The 21143-nt window shown below is 71.6% G+C and carries 20 protein-coding genes, 1 tRNA gene and 1 pseudogene; 12 read left to right on the top strand and 10 right to left on the bottom strand.

The features are described from left to right. Positions 1-22: 22 nt before the first annotated feature. Together O3438_RS18260 and O3438_RS18255 are read left to right on the top strand one after the other, a co-directional pair. A complete protein-coding gene (locus O3438_RS18260) occupies positions 23-583 on the top strand; it encodes a hypothetical protein (protein ID WP_442929729.1) in 561 nt (186 codons plus the stop codon). Between the two features lie 102 nt (positions 584-685). Next, positions 686-2017, top strand: a complete 1332-nt coding sequence (locus tag O3438_RS18255; RefSeq protein WP_269681100.1) for an NAD(P)/FAD-dependent oxidoreductase — start codon at positions 686-688, stop codon at positions 2015-2017. 64 nt (positions 2018-2081) lie between these two features. Here O3438_RS18255 and O3438_RS18250 read toward each other — a convergent pair whose 3' ends face one another. Next, positions 2082-3938, bottom strand: coding sequence for a hypothetical protein (locus tag O3438_RS18250; RefSeq protein ID WP_269681099.1), 1857 nt, complete (start codon positions 3936-3938; stop codon positions 2082-2084). A gap of 101 nt (positions 3939-4039) precedes the next feature. On the opposite strand from O3438_RS18250, the gene O3438_RS18245 reads away from it, so the two are divergent. The 4 genes from O3438_RS18245 to O3438_RS18230 all read left to right on the top strand — a co-directional run bounded on the left by O3438_RS18245 (position 4040) and on the right by O3438_RS18230 (position 6378). Further along, positions 4040-4120, top strand: a tRNA-Leu gene (locus O3438_RS18245). A 107-nt stretch (positions 4121-4227) separates the two neighbouring features. Continuing rightward, entirely contained in the window at positions 4228-5043 is an 816-nt protein-coding gene (locus O3438_RS18240) for a Bax inhibitor-1/YccA family protein (RefSeq protein WP_269681098.1), read from the top strand. 136 nt (positions 5044-5179) lie between these two features. After that, on the top strand, positions 5180-5938 hold the full coding sequence (locus O3438_RS18235; RefSeq protein ID WP_269681097.1) for a Bax inhibitor-1/YccA family protein: 759 nt from the start codon (positions 5180-5182) through the stop codon (positions 5936-5938). Between the two features lie 119 nt (positions 5939-6057). Then, entirely contained in the window at positions 6058-6378 is a 321-nt protein-coding gene (locus O3438_RS18230; RefSeq protein ID WP_269681096.1) for a hypothetical protein, read from the top strand. A gap of 38 nt (positions 6379-6416) precedes the next feature. On the opposite strand, the gene O3438_RS18225 is transcribed toward O3438_RS18230, so the two are convergent. The 3 genes and pseudogenes from O3438_RS18225 to O3438_RS18215 form a co-directional block, all read right to left on the bottom strand. Next, the gene (locus O3438_RS18225) at positions 6417-7679 is read right to left on the bottom strand and encodes an acetyl-CoA C-acetyltransferase (RefSeq protein ID WP_269681095.1); all 1263 of its coding nucleotides are present in this window, start codon (positions 7677-7679) and stop codon (positions 6417-6419) included. A 77-nt stretch (positions 7680-7756) separates the two neighbouring features. After that, on the bottom strand, positions 7757-8569 hold the full coding sequence (locus O3438_RS18220) for an SGNH/GDSL hydrolase family protein (protein WP_269681094.1): 813 nt from the start codon (positions 8567-8569) through the stop codon (positions 7757-7759). Next, a pseudogene (locus tag O3438_RS18215) lies at positions 8555-9618 on the bottom strand (SGNH/GDSL hydrolase family protein); the annotation flags it as partial. The pseudogene O3438_RS18215 and the gene O3438_RS18220, both read right to left, overlap by 15 nt. Before the next feature lie 150 nt (positions 9619-9768). On the opposite strand from O3438_RS18215, the gene O3438_RS18210 reads away from it, so the two are divergent. Further along, complete coding sequence (locus O3438_RS18210; RefSeq protein ID WP_269681092.1) at positions 9769-10125, top strand: YkvA family protein; 357 nt, start codon at positions 9769-9771, stop codon at positions 10123-10125. A 71-nt stretch (positions 10126-10196) separates the two neighbouring features. Continuing rightward, positions 10197-11567 (top strand): cystathionine beta-synthase, encoded by a 1371-nt coding sequence (locus tag O3438_RS18205; RefSeq protein WP_269681091.1) that lies wholly within the window; start codon positions 10197-10199, stop codon positions 11565-11567. Between the two features lie 182 nt (positions 11568-11749). On the opposite strand, the gene O3438_RS18200 is transcribed toward O3438_RS18205, so the two are convergent. From O3438_RS18200 to O3438_RS18185, 4 genes are all read right to left on the bottom strand, one after another. Continuing rightward, on the bottom strand, positions 11750-12259 hold the full coding sequence (locus O3438_RS18200; RefSeq protein ID WP_269681090.1) for a GNAT family N-acetyltransferase: 510 nt from the start codon (positions 12257-12259) through the stop codon (positions 11750-11752). Further along, the gene (locus O3438_RS18195) at positions 12256-13185 is read right to left on the bottom strand and encodes a ribonuclease Z (protein WP_269681089.1); all 930 of its coding nucleotides are present in this window, start codon (positions 13183-13185) and stop codon (positions 12256-12258) included. The genes O3438_RS18200 and O3438_RS18195 overlap by 4 nt, the downstream gene beginning before the upstream one ends. 424 nt (positions 13186-13609) lie before the next feature. Then, positions 13610-14272 (bottom strand): peptide-methionine (S)-S-oxide reductase MsrA, encoded by a 663-nt coding sequence (msrA, locus tag O3438_RS18190; protein ID WP_269681088.1) that lies wholly within the window; start codon positions 14270-14272, stop codon positions 13610-13612. Between the two features lie 87 nt (positions 14273-14359). Continuing rightward, complete coding sequence (locus O3438_RS18185) at positions 14360-14770, bottom strand: HIT family protein (RefSeq protein WP_269681087.1); 411 nt, start codon at positions 14768-14770, stop codon at positions 14360-14362. 128 nt (positions 14771-14898) lie between these two features. Here O3438_RS18185 and O3438_RS18180 point away from each other — a divergent pair, with 128 nt between their 5' ends. The 4 genes from O3438_RS18180 (at position 14899) to ilvA (ending at position 19894) form a co-directional block, all read left to right on the top strand. Further along, positions 14899-15945, top strand: coding sequence for a hypothetical protein (locus O3438_RS18180; protein ID WP_269681086.1), 1047 nt, complete (start codon positions 14899-14901; stop codon positions 15943-15945). Between the two features lie 97 nt (positions 15946-16042). Further along, positions 16043-17185: a cystathionine gamma-synthase gene (locus O3438_RS18175; protein ID WP_269681085.1), complete on the top strand. Its 1143-nt coding sequence runs from the start codon at positions 16043-16045 to the stop codon at positions 17183-17185. Positions 17186-17197: 12 nt separating this feature from the next. Continuing rightward, entirely contained in the window at positions 17198-18607 is a 1410-nt protein-coding gene (locus tag O3438_RS18170; protein ID WP_269681084.1) for an amidase, read from the top strand. A gap of 66 nt (positions 18608-18673) precedes the next feature. After that, entirely contained in the window at positions 18674-19894 is a 1221-nt protein-coding gene (gene ilvA, locus O3438_RS18165; RefSeq protein ID WP_269681083.1) for a threonine ammonia-lyase, read from the top strand. A gap of 54 nt (positions 19895-19948) precedes the next feature. On the opposite strand, the gene greA is transcribed toward ilvA, so the two are convergent. Together greA and O3438_RS18155 are read right to left on the bottom strand one after the other, a co-directional pair. Next, positions 19949-20446, bottom strand: a complete 498-nt coding sequence (gene greA, locus O3438_RS18160) for a transcription elongation factor GreA (RefSeq protein ID WP_088986285.1) — start codon at positions 20444-20446, stop codon at positions 19949-19951. A 156-nt stretch (positions 20447-20602) separates the two neighbouring features. After that, a complete protein-coding gene (locus O3438_RS18155; protein ID WP_269681082.1) occupies positions 20603-21043 on the bottom strand; it encodes a DUF4307 domain-containing protein in 441 nt (146 codons plus the stop codon). Positions 21044-21143 lie beyond the last annotated feature (100 nt).

The following is a 21143-nucleotide window of genomic DNA, read 5'->3' as shown; positions in this document are numbered from 1 at the left end:
CGAACGAGCGGAGGCGCAGATGATCGACGCCGTGACCGGGCGGGTCCGGGCGGTCCAGCACGCTGTCACCCGGATCAGCGTCGCTCCGCTCCTGGTGCGGTGTGCGATTTTCGTCGTCGTGCTTGCCGGGTTCGCCCTCGCCTTTCCCGCTGAGGTGCTTGCCGGGCGGCCGATCCTGTTCCTGACGGTTGCCGCGTTGTTGCCCGCCTTCGGCCCGCGTCGGGTCTGGGCGACCTTCACGGCGTTGGTCACCGTCGGCGGCTGGTTGCTCGCCACCGACGGGTACGGCCGCCCTGTTGCCCTCTGGCGGCTGCTCGCCCTTGCCGCCCTGCTCTACCTGGGGCACACCCTGTGTGCGCTGGCCGCGCTGCTTCCGTACGACGCGGTGGTGGACCCCGAACTGATCACTCGGTGGCTGTTGCGCTCGGCGGCGGTCCTGCTGGGCACCGCCGTGCTGGGGGTGCTGTTGTTGCAGGCCGGGGGCTTGGGTGGGGAGACCGGTTACCAGTGGGTGACGGTGCTGGGTCTGCTGCTCGCCGTGGGCACGGCAGCGTTGCTGGGCTGGCTCCTGCGGCGGCGGTGACCGCTGCTACGGGAGGGTTACGCAGGTCACAGGGGTTGTGCTCCGTCACAGATGGGGGGCGCGAGCGGGATTACCTGAGCCGGCCGGGGAAAGATAGACAACGTGAATCCGAAGCGGATCCTTGTGGTTGGTGCCGGGCACGTCGGTCTGTACGCGGCCCTGCGCCTGTCGAAGAAGCTCAGCTCCCGTGAGGCTGAGGTCATGGTGGTGGATCCCCAGCCGCACATGACCTATCAGCCGTTCCTGCCCGAGGCGGCGGCGGGCAACATCTCCCCGCGGCACTCCGTGGTGCCCCTGCGGCGGGAGTTGAAGCGCTGCAAGATGGTGGCCGGCACCGTCACGCGGATCGAGCACGACCGCAAGGTGGCGACCGTGCAGCCGATCAGCGGCCCGGCCCGGGAGATCACCTACGACCACGTGGTCGTGGCTCCGGGCTCGGTGTCCCGCACCCTGCCGATCCCCGGCCTGCACGAGCAGGGCATCGGGTTCAAGACCATCGGCGAGGCGATCTACCTGCGCAACCACGTGCTGGACCGGCTCGACGTGGCTGCTGCCACGCCCGATGCGGACGTCCGTCGCGCGGCGCTGACCTTCACCTTCGTCGGCGGTGGGTACGCCGGCATCGAGGCGCTCGCCGAGATGGAGGACATGGCTCGCGACGCCCTGCGCTACTACCCGGAGCTGAAGCAGGACGAGGTTCGCTGGGTGCTGGTCGAGGCCACTCAGCGGGTGCTGCCCGAGGTCGACCGGGACATGGGCGCCTACACCGTCCAGCAGTTGATGAAGCGGAACATGGACATCCGGCTGGACACCCGGCTCGAGTCCTGCGTCGACGGCGTGGTGAAGCTCTCCGACGGTGACAGCTTCCGCTCCGACACGATCGTGTGGACGGCCGGCGTGAAGCCCTCGCCGATGCTGGACTCGACCGACTTCCCGCGTGACGACCGTCGGCGGATCACCTGCCTGCCCACGCTCCAGGTGGTCGACGGCGACCGGGTGGTCGAGGGCGCGTGGAGCGCCGGTGACTGTGCCGCGGTGCCGGACCTGACGAAGGAGCCGGGCAACTTCTGCTCGCCGAGCGCGCAGCACGCGGTGCGCCAGGCCGCCCGGATGGCCGACAACATCGCCGCCGTGATCCGGGGCCGCGAGCCGGTGGACTACAAGCACAAGCACGTCGGCAGCGTCGCGAGCCTCGGTCTGCACAAGGGCGTCGCCCAGGTGTACGGGATCAAGATGACCGGCTGGCCGGCCTGGGTCATGCACCGGACGTACCACATGAGCCGGATCCCGTCGTTCAACCGCAAGGTCCGGGTGGTGGTGGACTGGACGCTGGCGTTCGTCCTCAAGCGTGAGGTGGTCGCCCTGGGGCAGCTGCACGACCCGCGCGAGGAGTTCTCCGAGGCGTCTCAGCCGGTCGGCGCCCCGCGCGTCTGATCAGCAGCTCGCGAAAGGGTCCCTTCCGTCGGAAGGGGCCCTTTTCTCATGCCTGGGCAGACCGTCAGACCCGCCAGATCCAGGCGTCGGCGATCCGGGTGGCCGGGCCGTAGAGCTGTTCCAGGGTCGCCCGCAGGCTGTCCGCGTGCGGGGCGTCGTCGGCCAACGCCACACAGGAGGCGCCCCAGAAGTCGGCGTCCCGGGCGGCCTGACGGCGCTGCTCGTCGCCGATGGCCGGTTGGTCGCCGCGTCGGGCGACGTCGGCCAGCAGAGCGGAGGTGGGCTGTTTGAAGGTGCCCATCGCGGCGGTGCCGCCCCGCCCGTACGGGCCGATGAAGAACCCTTCCGGGAGGCCGAAGGCGGCGTCGGCGGCGGTGGCCCAGCGCATCGGCCAGGGTTCCTTGGGCGTGGGCAGTGGCACCGGGACCAGCACCCCGCCGGGGCGTACGCACTGCCGCCAGTGTCCGCCGGTGACGAATTCCGGCACCGCGGGTCGGTCGGCGGTCGGCAGCGGGGTCGGGAAGATCGGCAGCAGCGCCGCGCCGACGGCCAGTGGCACCAGCCGTCGTGCCCGACCGGTGCTGCGCAGCGCCCGGTCGACCGCTAGCACCAGCAGTGTCGCGATGATCGGCAGCAGTGCCAGCGCGAACCGCATCGGCAGCGCGCCGTCCACCACCGGCAGCCCGCTGATCAGGGCGTACGGGCCGGGAATCGCTGTTTTGGTGCCGCCGAGCACCACTTCCGGGCCGAGGGAGAGCGCACCCATCACCAGGCCTGCGACGACGCAGGCGAAGACCAGCCGACGTCGCCCGACCCACATCGCGCTGGCCGCGGCGACCAGCAGCAGGGGCCAGCCCAGGAAGGTGTTGTACTCGGCCGGTCCGGTGGTCAGCCGGGCCGACTCGTCGCTGCCGACGACCGACAGTGGGGAGAGGGTCCACCAGCTGCTCAGGTCGGCGGAGAAGTAGGCCGGCGTGAACATGCCGTCGGCGACTCCCTGCGGGCCGGCGAACTGGAACCACAGCGGGTAGCCGAGCACCAGCAGGGCCAGCCCGGCGGCGATGGCCAGCCCGCCGGCGAAGCCGGGTAGCGCCCGCCGGGCCAGGTCGCGGTCCGCCACGGCGTAGCTGATCGCCATCACCAGCAGGGTGATGGCGGCGAGGAAGAGCACCTCCTCACCGACGAAGACCTGCGCGGTGACAGCGGCGGCCAGCCCGACAGCGGAGGTGATCATCCGTCGGCGGTCCGGCCCGGCGGCCAGGTCGCGACCCGGACCGTCGGGTGCCGGCCCCGGGTCGGACGCCCGCAGCAGCCGGACGACCAGCCACACGATCACCGGTACCAGCCACTGGGCGGTCATATGCAGGTGGCTGTTGGTCTGCGAGACCATCCCCGGGCCGAACCCGCACAGAGCGCCGCCGAGCACGGCGGCGAGCCGGCGGGCCCGCAGGGTCCGGTGGAACAGCAGGTACCACGCGAGAGCGGTGCCGGCGAGGTTCGCGGCGGCGAGCAGCGCGAAGGTGACCGGAGCGCCCAGCAGCAGGGTGACCGGCGCGAAGGCGACGCCGAGCGCGATCACCGTGGTGTTGGCCATCAGGTTGACGCCGTCGGGGGCGTTGAGCCGGTCGCTGAGCAGGTCGAAGTCGCCGAGCAGCGCGCGGGCGTCGACAGCGAGGAACCACTCGTAGAGGGCCTGGTCTTCCGGGTTGAGCGACAGGATGCGGCCGGCGGGGTCGGGCCACAGCCCGTGGGTGAGCCAGCCGGCCAGCACGGCCCAGAGCAGAGCGACGAGCACATCGCCCCGGTGTCGGCCGACGGCGGCCAGCAGCCGGGTGGTCCGAGGCCGGCGGTTGACCTGATCGGCAAGGCGGAGGGCCTGCTCAGGGGCCGCGTCGGGGGCCGTGGGGGCTGCGCTGCTCACGGCATCGACCCTAATGTGGCCAACCCGTCGGGGTACGCCGGGTCGCCGGAGACCGGCTACGGTGACACTGCACTGTGCGTGTCGGCGCGCCGGTGCCACCCGCCCGGGTGGTGGAAAGGCAGACACGGCCGCCTTAAAAGCGGCTGCCGAAAGGCGTGCGGGTTCGACCCCCGCCCCGGGCACCTGTCACTCAGACGCATTCTCATTCGTGATCACCAGGACTTGGCTGCGCCGTTTACTCTTGGAGGGCACGTTCACGTGCACACGACCCCCTGAGGGAGGCCAGACAGTGAAGACCTCGAACCCGGTGCTCGCCCGGCTCGGCCAAGCGGCCGAGCGGGAGCGCTCCGCCGGGTACGCCCCGGCCGGGCCGTACGGACAGCCCGGCATTCCCCAGCAGTACCCGTCCCAGGCCGGTTACCCGGCCGCGCCCCCCACCGTGGCGCCGATGACCGTCGACGACGTGGTCGTCAAGACGGTCGCCCTCCTCGGCATCCTCGGCATCACCGCTGCGGCCGCCTGGGTGCTCGTGCCCGACGCGTTGGTCGGTACCGCCTGGATCGGCGCGGCGGTGGTCGGCCTGGTCCTCGGCTTGATCATCTCGTTCTCCCGGATGGCCAACCCGGCACTCGTCATCGCGTACGCGGTCGTCGAGGGCGTCTTCGTCGGCATGGTCAGCAAGGCGTTCGAGACGGCGTACGACGGCATCGTGCTCCAGGCCGCCGCAGCCAGCTTCGGCATCTTCTTCCTGATGGCGATGCTCTACAAGGCGAAGGTCATCCGGGCCACCCCGGCGTTCGTCAAGGGCATGATCGCGGTGATGGTCGGTCTCTTCGCCGTCATGATGATCAACCTGGTGCTGGCGCTCTTCGGCGTCAACACCGGTCTGCGTGACGGCAGCCCGCTGGCGATCGGCTTCAGCCTGGTCTGCATCGTCGTCGCGTCGCTGAGCTTCGTGCTCAGCTTCAAGGAGATCGAGGACGGCGTCCGGATGGGTCTGCCGCAGCGCTATTCCTGGGTGGCCGCGTTCGGCATCCTGGTCAGCCTGGTCTGGCTCTACATCGAGATCCTGCGCCTGCTGAGCTACTTCCAGGGCGACGACTGACCTCGTCCGCCCTGCCGAACGGCGCCCGTCCCCGCTCCGGTGGGGGCGGGCGCCGTCGTCCGCGCCGTTTCCCCGCCGCCGCCGGTCCGCCCGGGGCAGAGTGACTGCAAGGGGTACGCGGGTGAAGGAGGCGGCGGTGCGCAGCAACAACCCGGTACTCAACCGGCTGGACGAGGCCGGCCGGGTGGAGGCCCGGGTGCTCGGCTCCCGCGACGTCGAGCCGATGAGCGTCGACGACGTGGTGGTGCGTACCGTCGGGTTGCTCCTCGTCACCGGCGCGGCGGCGGCGGTGTCCTGGGCGGTGATCCCGGATGCGGTGTGGCTGGGCGCCGCGCTGGCCGGCAGCGCGCTCGCCTCGATCGCACTGGTCCTGGTCATCTCGTTGCGCGCGATCACCAACCCGGTGCCGATCCTCGGCTACGCCGTCCTCCAGGGTCTGCTGCTGGGGGTGGCGAGCCGCACCTTCGAGCAGGTCTATCCCGGCATCGTGGTGCAGGCGGTGGCCGGCACCTTCGGCGTCTTCCTCGGCATGGCGGCGCTCTACCGGGCCCGGGTGATCCGGGCGACGCCCCGGTTGGCGCGTCTGGTGATCGGCACGCTGCTCGGCATCGCCGTGCTCAGCGTTGTCAACCTGGTGTCGTACCTGATCTCCGGACGGCCAGGGCTGGCGGTCTACAGCGTCAGTGGCGAGGTCGGCTGGTTGCCGTACGCCTTCTCGGTGGTCGCCATCATCGCCGGGGCGTTCAGCTTCATCCTCGACTTCGATCTCGTCGAGCGTTCGGTGCGCGACGGGCGACCTCGCCGGTTCGCGTGGCTGAGCGCGTTCGGCCTGCTCACCGGGTTGGTCTTCCTCTACTGGCAGCTGCTGCGGCTGCTCAGCTACCTGCGCCGCTGACCCGCATGATCGACTCGGTGTCGTGAAAGTCGGCGTGTCCGAGGCGCCGTGATGCCCCGATTTTCCCGAGCCCGAGTCGATCTCCGCCGTGGCGGCGGTCGGCCGTAGACTCGGCGGCGATGAGCGCAGCGGAATTGGACAAGGCCGTGACGTTGCTGGTGCGTCAGGTCGTGCACTGGCAGCAGCCGCGCTGGGCGGCGGCTGCGACCGCCGGCAACGTGTCCCGCGCCGACCTGGTGCACCGGCTGGTGCAGGAGATCGCCAACCTGGCCGCTGACGCCGAGGGGGAGCCGCGCCGGACGGTGCCCCGGCTCGACAACGACCTGGCCCTACCCGACCAGGTGCGGGTGGTGGTGGCGGACCTGGTGGCCGCCGGTGCCGACGACGAGGTGCTGGCGCGGGCCGCCGCCGAAGTGACGGCGACCCGCAACGCGCTCTGAGGCCTCCTCCGCGATGGGCGGGTGCGGCCAGTGGCGGCTCAGCTCAGGCGTTCGAGCACCATGGCCATGCCCTGTCCACCGCCTACGCACATCGTCTCCAGACCGATGGTCTTGTCGTGCCACTCCAGGGCGTTCAGCAGGGTGCCGGTGATCCGGGCACCGGTCATCCCGAACGGGTGGCCGACGGCGATGGCGCCGCCCATGACGTTCAGCTTCTCCTCCGGGATGCCCAACTGGCGGTAGGAGGGGACGACCTGCGCGGCGAACGCCTCGTTGATCTCGACGAGGTCGACGTCGTCGATGGTCATCCCGGCGCGGCGGAGCGCCTGCCGGGACGCCTCCACCGGCCCGAGACCCATGATCTCCGGCGACAGGGCGGTCACACCGGTGGAGACGATCCGGGCCAGCGGGGTGAGCCCGAGGTCCTCGGCCCGCTGGGCGCTCATCACCACGACGGCGGCCGCGCCGTCGTTGAGAGGGCAGCAGTTGCCGGCGGTGATGCGGCCGTCCGGGCGGAACACCGGCTTGAGACCGGAGACCGCGTCGAGGGTGACGCCGGCACGGGGACCGTCGTCGGTGCTGACCACGGTGCCGTCCGGCGTGGTGACCGGGGTGATCTCTCGGGCCCAGAAACCGTCGGCGATGGCCTTCTCCGCGAGGTTCTGGCTGCGTACGCCGAACTCGTCCATGTCGGCGCGGGTGACGTCGTACACCTGGGCCAGGTTCTCCGCGGTCTGACCCATGGTCAGGTAGATGTCGGGCAGGTCGCCCGTCTCGCGCGGGTCGGTCCACACCTCGGCGCCGCCCTGCGCGCGTCGCTTGGAGCGCTCGCCGGCTGCGCCGAAACGGGGGTTCTCCCAGCCACCGCCGACCAGGGCCTGGGCCTCGGAGGGCAGTCCGTCGGAGCTGCCCCGGGCGTAGCGGGACACCATCTCCACGCCGGCGGAGACGAACACGTCGCCCTCACCGGCCCGGATCGCGTGCATCGCCATCCTGGTGGTCTGCAACGACGAGGCGCAGTACCGGGTCAGCGTGGCACCGGGCACGGTGTCCAGACCGAGCAGCGTCGACACCACCCGGGCCATGTTGAAGCCCTGCTCGCCGCCGGGCAGGCCGCAGCCGAGGTAGAGATCGTCGATGGTGGTCGGGTCGAGCGCGGGGATCTTGTCCAGGGCCGCCTGGACGATGGTCGCGGCGAGGTCGTCGGAGCGGACGTCGCGCAGGGACCCCTTGTGCGCCCGGCCGATGGGGGAGCGGGCGGTGGCGACGATGACGGCGTCGCGGGACGACTCAATCGGCATGGACCAACGTTAACCCGCCGGTAACATGGCGCGGAAGGCGCAGGCGCGGCGGGAAATGTCACCCCCGCCGGGGCGATCTAGCGCCGGGTGGCGACCGTCGCGGCGGCGGCGACGGCGGGCAGCAGCGCGTGCGCCCAGACCCGGTAGCCGTCGGCGGAGGGGTGGAAGCCGTCGTGGCAGAGCGTCCCCGCGTCGGCGCGGAACACCGGCCCGGTCTCGGTGGCCAGGTCGACCACCGAGCCGCCGGCGTCGAGCACGGCAGTGGTCTGCGCGCGGGCCATCCGCCGGCCGGACCAGCCGACCACCTGGCGCAGAGGAGGGGCGATGGCACGCACCGCGCCGAGGTCGGGGCAGGTGCCGACGACCACCTCGACCCGCGCCTCCCGCAGCCGGTGCACCGCCGCGCCGAGATAGGCCGCCGCGTCGGAGGGCCGGCGCAGCCCGGTGGCATCGTTGGCGCCGATCAGGATCAGCGCCACGTCGGGCCGCTCGCCGAGCAGGGACCGCGCCACCTGGGTGGCCAGGTCGGTCGAGCGGGAACCGGAGACACCGACGCTGGACAGGTGCACCCGCCGGCCGGTCGGGCCCTCCGCGAGCAGGTGTGCCAACTGCCCGCCGATGGTGTCCTCGAGACGGTCGACACCGACGCCCAGGGCCGACGAGTCACCGAGCAGCACCAGCCGCAGCGGCGGAGCCTCGGCCCGGCCGATCGTGGCCCGCAGGGCCAGCCCCAGCTCCGGCTGGGCGTACCGACGGTGTCGGGCGACGAACGCCTCGCCGGCCAGGACGGCAGCACCCCCCACGGTGCCGGCGAGCAGCGAGAACGCCGCCGCCCGGCCCAGCCGGCCGGCGACGCCGGCGGTCACGCCCCGCACTGTGCGCTCGTTCATGCCAGTCCCTCCACTGTCGAGGTGTCCGAGGCGGACCCGTGCTGCGGCGTCGCGCCCACACCGAAGAACGCGCGGCGACGCAGCTGCGCCCACCTGCCCGCCGGCCCTCGGTCGCGGCCCCGGACCCGGGTGGCGCTGACTTCCGTGCCGGCGTGCCGGGCCGCCTCCTGCGCGGCCTCAGGCAGCGACCGTACGCCCTCGCCCCGGGTCGGCGTAACCCGTCTTTCCTGCGCAGCGCCGAGCGCGGACAGCATCGTGGGCAGGAGCGCGGCGGCGGCCATCGCGTAACCCTCGGCGGAGGGATGGAACCGGTCCCAGGCGAACATCCGGGTCGGCTCGGCGGTGAACCGGGGGCCGAGCAGGTCACCGAGGGAGACCGTCCAACCGCCCGCCTCGACCACGGCGACCGTCTGGGCGGCGGCTAGTTGCCGGCTCCACCGGTGCGCCAACCATCGCAACGGCGGTTGGATCGGACGAATCGCGCCCAGGTCGGGGCAGGTGCCGACGACCACCTCGCAGCCGGCGTCGCGCAGGGTGTGCACCGCCTCGACCAGGTATCGCACCGCCAGCCCGCGTGGCGTGCGGTTGGTGATGTCGTTGCCGCCGATGAGGATCACCGCGATGTCGGGTCGGCACTCCAGCGCCGCCTCCACCTGGTGACGGAGCGCCGCCGAGATGGCACCGACCACCGCGAAGCGGTGCAGTCGCACCGGCCGGTGCAGCCGACGGGACAGACCGTTGGCGAGCAGCGCCCCGGGCGTCTCCCGACGGCGGTGCACCCCGTAGCCGGCCGCCGACGAGTCACCGAGCACGACCATGGTGAGCGGGGGGCCGGGGAACTTCGCGCCGTACATGCCGTCGCATCGCGGGGGCGGCGCCTCGGCCATCGGGATGGTGCGTCGAGCCTGCCGAGCCTGGCCGAGCAGCACCCCGCCGGTAGCCACTGCGGCCGCCGCTGTGGCACCCGTGCCGATGGCCACCAGGCGGGCCACCCGCCGGGCCTGCCGCCATCTCGCACCACCGGGTACGACGGAATCAGCCACCCCCATACCGCGACATTATCGCGCCGGCCCGACACGCCGCTGTCGTCGTGACGGCACGCGGGTGCCTGGAAACCGACGCGGCGGGGTATCTGTCCAGGAGAGGCCGGCCGACTTGCGCGGACCCGCCACGCTGATCCGGCGGAGAGGAGCACGACGATGGGGAAGACACTGAAGCGCAGCGCGGCGTTCGCGGCACTGGCGCGGGCACTGGCGTCCGGGGCCCGGGGTGGGCCGTCGTTGGGCACCCGCCTGGCCGCGCTGCCCCGGATGATCCGGGCCACCACCAAGGGGGAGTACGACGGCGGCCTCCGGCTGGCCCTGATGACAGCGGCCACGGCCTACATCGTCTCGCCGATCGACCTGCTCCCGGAGATCCCGCTGGCCATCTTCGGACTCGCCGACGACGCGGTCATGATCACCTGGTTGGCCGGCAGCGTGCTCGCCGAGACCGACCGCTTCCTGGAGTGGGAAGGCCGCCGCAGCTCCGTCATCCCCGGGGGGCTCGTGCCCTGACGGCACGTACGCTGGGCGCGAGTAAACGTCTGCCCGGCCGCCGTCGCCGGCGCCGCAACGAAGGGCACACCGTGCAGTACTACGACAACGTCGTCGACATGATCGGCAACACCCCGCTGGTACGTCTGCGTAACGTCACCGAGGGCATCCAGGCCACCGTGCTCGCCAAGGTGGAGTACGTCAACCCGGGCGGCTCGGTGAAGGACCGGATCGCGCTGCGGATGGTGGAGGACGCCGAGGCCGCCGGCCTGCTCAAGCCCGGCGGCACCATCGTCGAGCCGACCAGCGGCAACACCGGTGTCGGGCTGGCCCTGGTGGCCCAGCTCAAGGGCTACCGGTGCGTCTTCGTCTGCCCGGACAAGGTCAGCCAGGACAAGCAGGACGTGCTCCGGGCGTACGGCGCCGAGGTGGTGGTCTGCCCGACCGCTGTCGCCCCGGAGGACCCGCGCTCGTACTACAACGTGTCCGACCGGCTGACCCGGGAGATCCCCGGCGCCTGGAAGCCCAACCAGTACAGCAACCCGGCCAACCCGCGCTCGCACTACGAGACCACCGGCCCGGAGCTGTGGAAGCAGACCGAGGGCGGCCTCACCCACTTCGTGGCGGGTGTCGGCACCGGCGGCACGATCTCCGGCATCGGGCGGTACCTCAAGGAGGCGTCCGAGGGCCGCGTCCGGATCGTCGGGGCGGACCCGGAGGGTTCGGTCTACTCCGGCGGCACGGGCCGTCCGTACCTGGTGGAGGGCGTCGGCGAGGACTTCTGGCCGGAGACGTACGACCGGGGTGTCGCGGACGAGATCGTCGAGGTCTCCGACAAGGCGTCCTTCGAGATGACCCGGCGGCTGGCCCGCGAGGAGGGGCTGCTGGTCGGCGGTTCCTGCGGGATGGCCGTGGTCGCCGCGTTGGAGGTCGCCCGCAAGGCCGGCCCGGACGACGTGGTGGTGGTGCTGCTGCCGGACGGCGGCCGGGGTTACCTCTCGAAGATCTTCAACGACTCGTGGATGGCCCGGTACGGCTTCCTCGACAACTCCGGCGCGGAGCCGACGGTGGCCGACGCCCTGGCCAGCAAGCCCGGCGGGCTGCCCGAGCTGGTGCACGTGCACCCGACCGAGACGGTTCGCGACGCGATCGACTACATGCGCGAGTACGGCGTCTCGCAGCTGCCGGTGCTGAAGGCCGAGCCGCCGGTGGTGACCGGCGAGGTCGCCGGCTCGATCGCCGAGCGGGACCTGCTCGACGCGCTCTTCACCGGCCAGGCCCACCTGCACGACACGATCGAGCGGCACATGGGCGACCCGCTGCCGATGATCGGTGGTGGTCAGCCGGTGAGCGAGGCGGTCGGGCTGCTGGAGAAGTCCGACGCGGCCCTGGTCCTGGTCGACGGCAAGCCCAAGGGCGTCCTGACCCGCCAGGACCTCCTGGCCCACCTGGGAGCCCACTAGACGAGTACGTTCCGACCCCGGCCACGGCTGTCGGTGCAGCCGTGGCCGGTGGTGACCGTCGGTCACCTCCGTCGGGGGCGGATGCGGCAGTGAGCGATATACCTCAGAGTCATATTCATGCCTCTGAGGTATATCGCTCAACAGCACATCGACCTGGCGGGCCAGCCCTCGGGCCGGGTAGTTCAGAGGGGGCGGGTGTAGCGGACCTGCGGGGTGAGGGCCGTGCCGATGTGCTCCTCGCGCTCGATGCCCGTGGACGTCCAGCCGCCGCGCTCGTAGAAGGAGCGGGCGTGGGCGTTGTCCCGGAGCACCCAGAGCACCGCGCGACGCCAACCTCTGGCCCGCATGGCGTCCAGGGCGTCCACCATCAGGGCGCGACCGACGCCCCGGCCCTGCTCGCGCGGGTCGAGGTGGATCGCGTTGAGCAGCCCGGTGGCGGGGTCGTCCTCGTCGTCCGGGCCCAGGTGGCTGAACCCGACCAGCACCCCGGCCCGCTCGGCCACCGTCATCCGGTGGGTGTCCTGTTCCCAGCCCCACCGCTCGACCCAGTACCGCCCCATCGCCTCGGGTGTCGGGTCGGCCAGGGCTTCGACCGGGAGGAAGGCGGAGTACGCGGCGACCCGGGAACGCTGGTGAAGGGCACCCACCGCCATCAGGTCGTCGCCGGTTGCGGAGCGGAGCGTGACGGTCACCCGGCCGAGGCTACCCGGCGAGGTGGGAGCTGCACCGTGGTCAGATCCTCCGCGATGATCAGGTCACCGTCGAAGTACTCGCGTGCCTCGTCGTGGAACCGGCGCGAGTCGGGGTAGCGCTGGGAGAAGTGGGTGAGCACGAGCCGGCGTACCCCGGACTCGGTCGCCACCCGGGCGGCCTGCGCCGCGGTGAGGTGGCCGACCTCGGCGGCGAGCGCGGCCTCCGACTCCAGGAAGGTCGACTCGATGACCAGCAGGTCGGCGTGCTCGGCCAGCGCGTACACGCCGTCGCAGAGGCCGGTGTCCATCACGAACGCGAAGCGCTGCCCGTGCCGTGGCTCGCTGACCTCGTCGCGGGTGACGCGACGCCCGTCGAGGTCCAGGTGGCCGACGCGGATCAGCTCGCCGACGGCCGGCCCGGCGATGCCGTACGCGGCCAGCTTCTCCGGCAGCATTCGGTGACCGTCCGGCTCTACCAGCCGGTAGCCGTACGTCTCGATGGGGTGCCGCAGCCGGCGTGCCTCCAGCGTGCCGCACGACAGGGCGATCCGTTGCCCGTCCGCCTCGATGGGTTCGACCCGCAGTTCGGCGGTCTCGTAGAACGAGGTCGCGTGCCGTAGCCGGGCGAAGTATTCGGCGCCTCCGGCGGGAAAGTGCACAGCGACCGGGTGCGGCACCCGGTCCAGGGAGAGGCGCTGGATGGTGCCGGGCAGGCCGAGGCAGTGGTCGCCGTGGAAGTGGGTGACGCAGATGCGGGTGAGGTCGCTGGCGGTGACAGTGGTGTGCAGGAGTTGACGCTGGCTGCCCTCACCCGGGTCGAAGAGGATCACCTCGTCGTCCCAGCGCAGCACGTACCCGTTGTGGTTGCGTTGCCGCGTCGGTGCCTGGCTGGCTGTCCCCAGCACCACCAGTTCGCGCATCGACATCGGCGGGCCTCCGGAGATGGAGCGACCCCCGGGGCGCTCCGCGCTCGCGCGCGGGCCGGCTGGACTTGGCCGGCACCCCGGGGGTCGGGTGGCTGTCTGGAATTCGCCGCACCGCTGCCACACGGTCTCGACGATGGTGCTGGTGCCCGCCTGTTGGCGGACCGATCACTGTCGAGGACAGCGGCTAGCTGACAGCCACCTCACGAGTCCGATTGCTATACAAGTCTGGACCACCTCCTTTCACGTGTACGGCCACGCTATCGAGTTCTCGCCGCCCTCGGCAACGGATTTCGATCACAGGGTCAGATGGGAATGCCCGACCAGCTCAGCGGGGTGGCGCTGGTGCTGACGATCACGCCTCCGAAACGAGAACAAGGCCACCGGGCGCGAAACCCGGTGGCCTTGTCAGTTGACGCAATGGTGGTCAGCCGCCGACGCGCGCCACACCGACCGGGCAGCTCAGCCCGTTGGGGCCGTGGTTGCAGTACCCGTTCGGGTTCTTGGTCGGGGCGAGGTACTGCTGGTGGTAGTCCTCGGCGAAGTAGTAGCTGCCGAGCGGGGCGATCTCGGTGGTGATCTCACCCTTGCCGGCTCGCGTCACGATCGGCTGGAACGCGTCCCGCGACGACTCGGCGATGGTCCGCTGCTCGTCGGTGGTCGTGTAGATCGCCGACCGGTACTGGGTGCCCACGTCGTTGCCCTGACGCATGCCCTGGGTCGGGTCGTGGTTCTCCCAGAAGACCTTCAACAGGTCCTCGTAATTGATCTTGCTGGGGTCGTACACCACCTGGACGACCTCGGCGTGCCCGGTGCGGCCGGAACACGTCTCCTCGTACGTCGGGTTCTTGGTGATGCCACCCGCGTAGCCGGCGGAGGTCGTGTAGACACCGGGCAGCGTCCAGAACAGCCGCTCGGCGCCCCAGAAGCAGCCCATGCCGAAGACCGCCACCTGGAGGCCCTCCGGGAACGGGCCCTTCAACGGGGTGCCCAGCACCTCGTGGCGGTCAGCGACCGGCATGGCGATCGGACGGCCCGGAAGGGCCTGGTCGGGCGAAACCATCTCGGCGTTCATACGGCGCAAAAACACGTGGGGATCTCCTCTCGTACCTCTCGCAGCGTGCAACACCGGTGGGTCCACCTTCCTTACCCGCGCGAGTGTGAGTCAGGCCGCGCCTCAGAGCGCGGCGGCGACCCGGTCCGCGTAGGTCTGGGCCTCGGTGTCGTCCTCGTAGCGGGTACGCGGCCAGAAGAACCCGCGCAGCCCGTCGCCCCTGGTCCGTGGCACCACGTGGGTGTGCAGGTGCGGGACGGACTGGGACACCTTGTTGTTCATCGCCACGAACGTCCCGCCGGCCCCCAGACCGGACTCCACGGCCAGCGCCAGGCGTTGGACCAGCGCGAAGTAGCCCGGCAGCAGGTCGGACGGCAGATCGGTCAGGGCCACCAGGTGCACCCGGGGGACCACCAGCACGTGCCCCTTGAACACCGGTCGGGTGTCCAGGAACGCCACCCCGTCCGGTGTGTCGGCCACCCGGAACGCCGGGACCCCACCCGCCACGATCCCGCAGAACACGCAACCGCTCATCGGCACAGGCTATGCCGCTACCTCGCGGGACACGCTGCCCCCTGCGCGCGGCCCGACTGTGGTACTCATCTACGTGAATCGATCAGCACGGGGGGACGTGCTGTGGCGAAGCTCCGAAAGGACGAACCTTGCAGCTCAGAAGAAGCATCAGTCTGGCCGCGGCGGCGTTGACCGCCGGTCTGCTCACCGGCGGGGTCCCGGGGCAGGCACTGGCCGCCGCCGCGCCGACCGCGACCCCGCTGCCGCTGAGCACTGTGGCCGACGTGGTGTCGGCCGGTGACCGGGTCTTCGTCAGCGGTGGCCGCTCCGCCACCGACGTCGTCGTGACCAGCGCGGCCGGCGCGGTCGTCGGCACCCTGTCCGACCTTCCCGGCCCCACCGACCTGCTGCTCAGCGCCGACCGGCGGACCCTCTACGTGGCGCTGCCGACAGCCAACGCCATCGCCGCGTTCGACACCGGTTCGCTCGTCGAGTCGGCCCGCTACGACACCGGCGAGGGCGAGTGCCCGTCGTCGCTGGCGCTCACCGGGCGCTACCTGTGGTTCGGCTACGGATGCGACCAGTGGGGTGGCAACATCGGCCGGATCGACCTGGGCCGTCAACCAGCCCGGCTCAGCACCGGGGTCGCGGACGAGGACTTCTACAACGCGCCACTGCTGGCGGCCGCCGGTCAGAACCGGTCGGTGCTGCTCGCCGGGCAGGCGTCGCTGAGTCCGGCGTCGGTGTACGCCTACGGCATCAGCACCGCCGGAGCACTGACCCTGCTGCGGACCAACCAGTTCTCGGCCGTCGGCAGCAACCTGCGTGACATCGCCCTGGACCCGACCGGCGCCACCCTCTACACGGCTGCCGGCTCCCCGCCGCTGGTGCAGGCGTTCCCGTTCGCCGACATCACCAGCCCCACCGCGACGTACGCCACCGGTCCCTACCCGCGAGCCGTCGAGGTGTCGCGTACCGGCACCCAGATCGCCGCCGGCGCCGATGCCGCGTACGACCCGGACGTCTTCCTGTTCAGCGTCGACGGCACCGAACTGGCCCGCTACGAGTTGGGCGACGAGCTCAGCGCCGGAGGGCTGGCCTGGTCCCCGAACGGAGCCCGGGTCTACGCGGTCACCTCGGACTGGACCGGTGCCCGTCCGGCGACTCTGCACGTCCTGCCCGTCCCGGCCGCCTGACCGCCTTCCCGAGTGCGGGGCCGGGCCAGACGGTCCGGCCCCGCCCGGGAGCGCGGGTTCCGTTCCAGCCCTCGGGACGGGGCACTAGCCTCACACCATGAACCACGGCTTCGAGACGCTCGCCATCCACGCCGGCCAGGACCCTGAGGCCCGCACCGGTGCGGTGATCCCACCGATCTACCAGACCAGCACGTACGCGCAGGACGCCGTCGGCGCGCCCCGGCTCGGCTACGAGTACAGCCGCTCGGGTAACCCGACCCGCGACGCGCTCCAGGAGTGCCTGGCGGCGCTGGAGGGTGGGCCGGTGGGGCTCGCCTTCGCCAGTGGCCTGGCCGCCGAGGACACCCTGCTGCGGGCCGTGTGCCAGCCCGGCGACCACGTGGTGATCCCCGACGACGCGTACGGCGGCACCTACCGGCTCTTCGCCCGTGTCGCCCAGCGCTGGGGCCTGGAGTTCACCCCGGCCAAGGTCTCCGACCCGGACGCGATCCGGGCCGCCGTCCAGCCCGGCCGCACGAAGATCGTCTGGCTGGAGACGCCGACCAACCCGTTGCTCGGCATCGCCGACATCGCCGCCCTGGCCGCCGTGGCACACGACGCGGGCGCGCTGCTCGTCGTGGACAACACCTTCGCCTCGCCGTACCTGCAACAGCCGATCGCGCACGGCGCGGACGTCGTGGTGCACTCCACCACGAAGTACATCGGCGGGCACTCCGACGTGGTCGGTGGCGCGCTCGTCGTCGCCGACGCGGGGCTCGGCGAGGAACTGCGCTACCACCAGAACGCGATGGGCGCGATCAACGGCCCGTTCGACGCCTGGCTCACGCTGCGCGGCATCAAGACCCTCGGGGTGCGCATGGACCGGCACTGCGACAACGCCGAGCGGCTCGCCGCGTACCTCGACGGGCACGCCAAGGTGGCCCAGGTGATCTACCCCGGGCTGGCCTCGCACCCCGGTCACGAGGTGGCCGCGAAGCAGATGCGCCGGTTCGGCGGCATGATCTCGTTCCGCGCCTCCGGCGGTGAGGACCACGCCGTCGAGATCTGCAACCGCACCAAGCTCTTCGTGCTCGCCGAGTCGCTGGGCGGCGTGGAATCCCTGATCGAGCACCCCGGCCGCATGACACACGCAAGTGCTGCCGGCTCGCCGCTTGAAGTTCCCGGCGATCTCGTGCGACTGTCTGTCGGCATCGAGACGGTCGACGACCTGCTCGCCGATCTGGAGCAGGCACTGGGCTGACCGCTGGGGAGGATGGCCGTGCAGGACATCATGGCGACCTGGGTCGGGGCGACCGCCAAGCAGATCGCCCGGGGCGTACGCCGGGGTGACGTCTCGGCCACCCAGGTCGTCGCCGATCACCTCGAGTACATCTCCCGAGCCGACCGTGAGCTGGCCGCGTTCCGGGCCGTTCGCGGCGGGGAGGCGATCACCGAGGCGGAGAAGGTCGACGAGCAGGAGGACCTCGCCAACCTGCCGCTGGCGGGGGTTCCGGTGGCGGTGAAGGAGAACACCCCGGTCGCCGGCCTGCCCACGTGGAACGGGTCGACGGCCGCCCGCACCGACGTCGCGGAGGCCGACCACGAGGTGGTGCGTCGGCTGCGCGGCGCGGGCGCGGTGATCCTGGGTGTGACCCGGATGCCGGAGCTGGGGCTGTGGGCGCTCACGGACGACGACAGCGCGGTGACCCGCAATCCGTGGGACAGCACGCGTACCCCCGGTGGCTCCTCCGGCGGCGCAGCCGCCGCGGTGGCCGCGGGGCTGGTGCCGATCGCGCACGGCAACGACGGTCTCGGCTCGATCCGGATCCCCGCGGCCTGCTGCGGCCTGGTCGGGCTCAAGCCTGGTCGGGGCGTGGTGCCCTGCCAGCTCGGTGCGGACGACTGGTTCGGTCTCACCGAACACGGCATGCTGACCAGCACCGTCGCCGACGCGGCGGTCGGCTTCTCGGTGCTCGCCGGTCGCCGTCCCGAGAAGCTGGTCCCGCCGCAGCGGCTGCGGGTGGGCGTCTCGTTGCGATCACCGGTGCGGGGTGTCACACCTGACGAACCCAACCGCGACGCGGTGGCCGCCGCCGGCCGGCTCCTCGCCGCCGCCGGGCACGACACGGTGCCGGCCGATCCGGTCTACCCCACCGCGCTCGGCCTGCAGGGCATCGCCACGTGGTTCGCCGCTGCCGCCACCGACGTCCGGGCGTCCGGGCTGGACCGGCGTGGTCTGCAACGCCGTACCCGGCGGCACGTCGCGCTGGGCGAGTGGGCGCAGCGCCGCGGTTACGTGCGGGAGGCCGACCGGGCGGCGTGGCGGCAACGGTCTGTCGACTTCTTCGGCGATCACTCCGTCGACCTGCTGCTCACCCCGGCGTTGGCCACCGCGCCGCCGGAGGCCGCGCGCTGGTCCGAGCGGTCGTGGCGAGCGAACATGACGGCCAACATCCGCTACGCCCCGTACGCCGCACCGTGGAATGTCGCCGGCCTGCCGGCGGTGGTGGTACCGGTGGGTCGGCGCCCGGACGGTCTGCCGGTCGCTGTGCAACTGGTCGGTCCGCCCGGCTCCGAGTTGCTGCTGCTCGGTGTCGCCGGCCAGTTCGAGATGGCCGCCCCCTGGGCGCGCCACGCCCCCGGCTACCCCCGGATCGGAACGGGGTCGCCGGCCGTCGCATGATCGGCCGCCCCCGATCGAGCCGGTGTCGCCGCCGAGGGCTCCGAGGGCGGGTGGCACGATCGGGGCATGACGGAACTGGTCGGTCTCGACGACGTGCGCGCCGCACGGGAGTTGCTCGCTGGCGTCACCCGGACCACCCCGCTGGAGCCCTCGCGTCCGCTGAGCGCGGCGCTGGGCGGGCCGACCTGGCTCAAGTGCGAGAACGTGCAGCGTGCCGGCTCGTACAAGGTGCGGGGCGCGTACGTGCGGATCTCACGCCTGTCGGCGGCGGAGCGGGAGCGCGGCGTGGTCGCGGCGAGCGCCGGAAACCACGCGCAGGGCGTGGCCCTCGCCGCCGGCCTGGTCGGCACGCACGCCACCGTCTTCATGCCGATCAACGCGCCGCTGCCGAAGGTGGCGGCCACCAAGGGGTACGGCGCGCAGGTCGAGTTGGCCGGCAACACCGTCGACGAGTCGTTGGTCGCCGCCCACACGTACGCCGAGCGCACCGGCGCGGTGCTGATCCACCCCTTCGACCATCCGGACGTGATCGCCGGCCAGGGGACCGTCGCGCTGGAGATCCTCGAACAGTGCCCGGACGTGAAGACGATCATCACCGGGGTCGGTGGCGGCGGTCTGATCTCCGGCATGGCGGTGGCCGCGAAGGCGTTGCGGCCGGAGGTACGGATCATCGGCGTCCAGGCGGCCGGTGCGGCGGCGTTCCCGCCCTCACTGGTGGCCGGCGAGCCGGTCCGGCTGCCCACCTTCGCCACCATCGCCGACGGCATCGCTGTCGGCCGGCCGGGGGAGATCACCTTCAACCACGTGCGCAAACTGGTCGACGAGGTGGTCACGGTGTCCGAGGAGGACATCTCCCGTGCCCTGTTGATGTTGCTGGAACGCGGCAAGCAGGTTGTCGAGCCGGCCGGGGCGGTAGGTGTCGCCGCGCTGCTCGCGGGCGTCGTCGAGGTGGAGACGCCGACGGTCGCGGTGCTCTCCGGTGGCAACATCGACCCGTTGCTGATGATGCGGGTGATCGAGCACGGGCTGGCCGCCGCGGGTCGCTACCTGCGGGTGACGGTGCGCTGTTCGGACCGGCCGGGGCAGCTCGCGTCGTTGCTCAGCCAGATCGCCGAGCACCGGGCCAACGTCGTGGACGTGGAGCACCAGCGGGCCAACCCCCACCTCGGCCTCGGTGAGGTGGAGGTGGCGTTGTCGGTCGAGACCCGTGGCGTGGAGCACTCGGACACGCTGATCAGCGCGTTGCGGGCCAGCGGCTACCAGGTGGTCTTCGCAGCCGAGGCGTGACACCTGTGGGTGTCACGCCTCGGAAAGTGCGCGTTTGGGGATCGGCCGGCGACGTCAGCCGGAGAACGGCTCGAAGCTGACCACTGTCACCTTGATGTCGGCGCCACTCGGTGCCGTGTAGGTGCAGGTCTGCCCGGCCCGGCCGCCCAGGATCGCCTTGCCCAGCGCCGACTCGGGGCTGTAGACGGTCAGGTCGGTGGTGGCGGCGATCTCCCGCGAGCCGAGCAGGAAGGTCTCGGTGTCGTCGGTGTCGTCGTCGAAGTAGATCGTCACGACCATGCCGGGGGAGACCGCGTCCGCCGTCGGCGCCTCGCCGACCTTGGCGGTGCGCAGCAGCTCCGTCAGGTAGCGGATGCGACCTTCGGCCTTGCCCTGCTCCTCGCGGGCGGCGTGGTAGCCACCGTTTTCCCGCAGGTCGCCCTCCTCGCGCCGCGCGTTGATCTCGGCGGCGATGGCCGGACGGTTGGCGATGTGCTCGTCGAGCTCGGCCTGGAGGCGGTCGTACGCGTCCTGCGACAGCCAGGTGGCGGGCGCCTCGTTGCCAGTGGACACAGGCGTTCTCCTCAGTTGTGCGTGGCTGGCTGACAGGTGAACTACCAAGTTACCAGTGCGGTACGACACAGCGTGTCGGCCATCACCGCCGGTGCCCGGATCCGACACCGCGCGTAGAGGGACCGCTGCCGCTGCGGAAAGGGCTGTTCCCGCAGGTCAGGCCGGGGGACGGCAGCGTAGGACCTCGCCGATGAACGGCCGTGCGGTGGTGGCGAGGCGGTGTCGGGTCGTCACGTGCCGGTTGCCCGGCTGGGCGGTCACCGTGACCTCTTCCCGGGCCACCTCGGCACCCGCGCGGTCCCGCGCCCGTAGGACGCAGACCGCCGATCCACCCGACGGCACCGTCACCCGGAAGTCGACAAGCACCTGGTTGTCGGTGATGTCGGTATAAGTGATCACCTGGGCGTCGTAGACCGGGTCGCCGTACTGGCGGTAGAGCCGTACGGAGATCACGGTCAGCGTCCCCACGAGCGCCAGCAGCACCAGCGCGGCCAGCAACGTGCGTCGCCGCCGCCCGCCCGGTGCCCGGCGACGGCCGTAGCGCCCGGCCGGAAAAACCGGCGCGCCTGATGAAATTGTGGCGTGCGTCTCGGTCACCGGCGGGTATCTCCTGGCGTTGTTGTCGGCGGCATCAGCAAGAATGGCAGAGTCCCATCCTCCCACCCGGTCCAGCGGCAGGAATGGCAGGTCATGCACG

The organism is Micromonospora sp. WMMC250 (assembly GCF_027460215.1).
GTDB classification, from domain to species: Bacteria; Actinomycetota; Actinomycetes; order Mycobacteriales; family Micromonosporaceae; genus Micromonospora; species Micromonospora taraxaci.
This window is presented reverse-complemented; position numbering and strand designations above follow the sequence as displayed.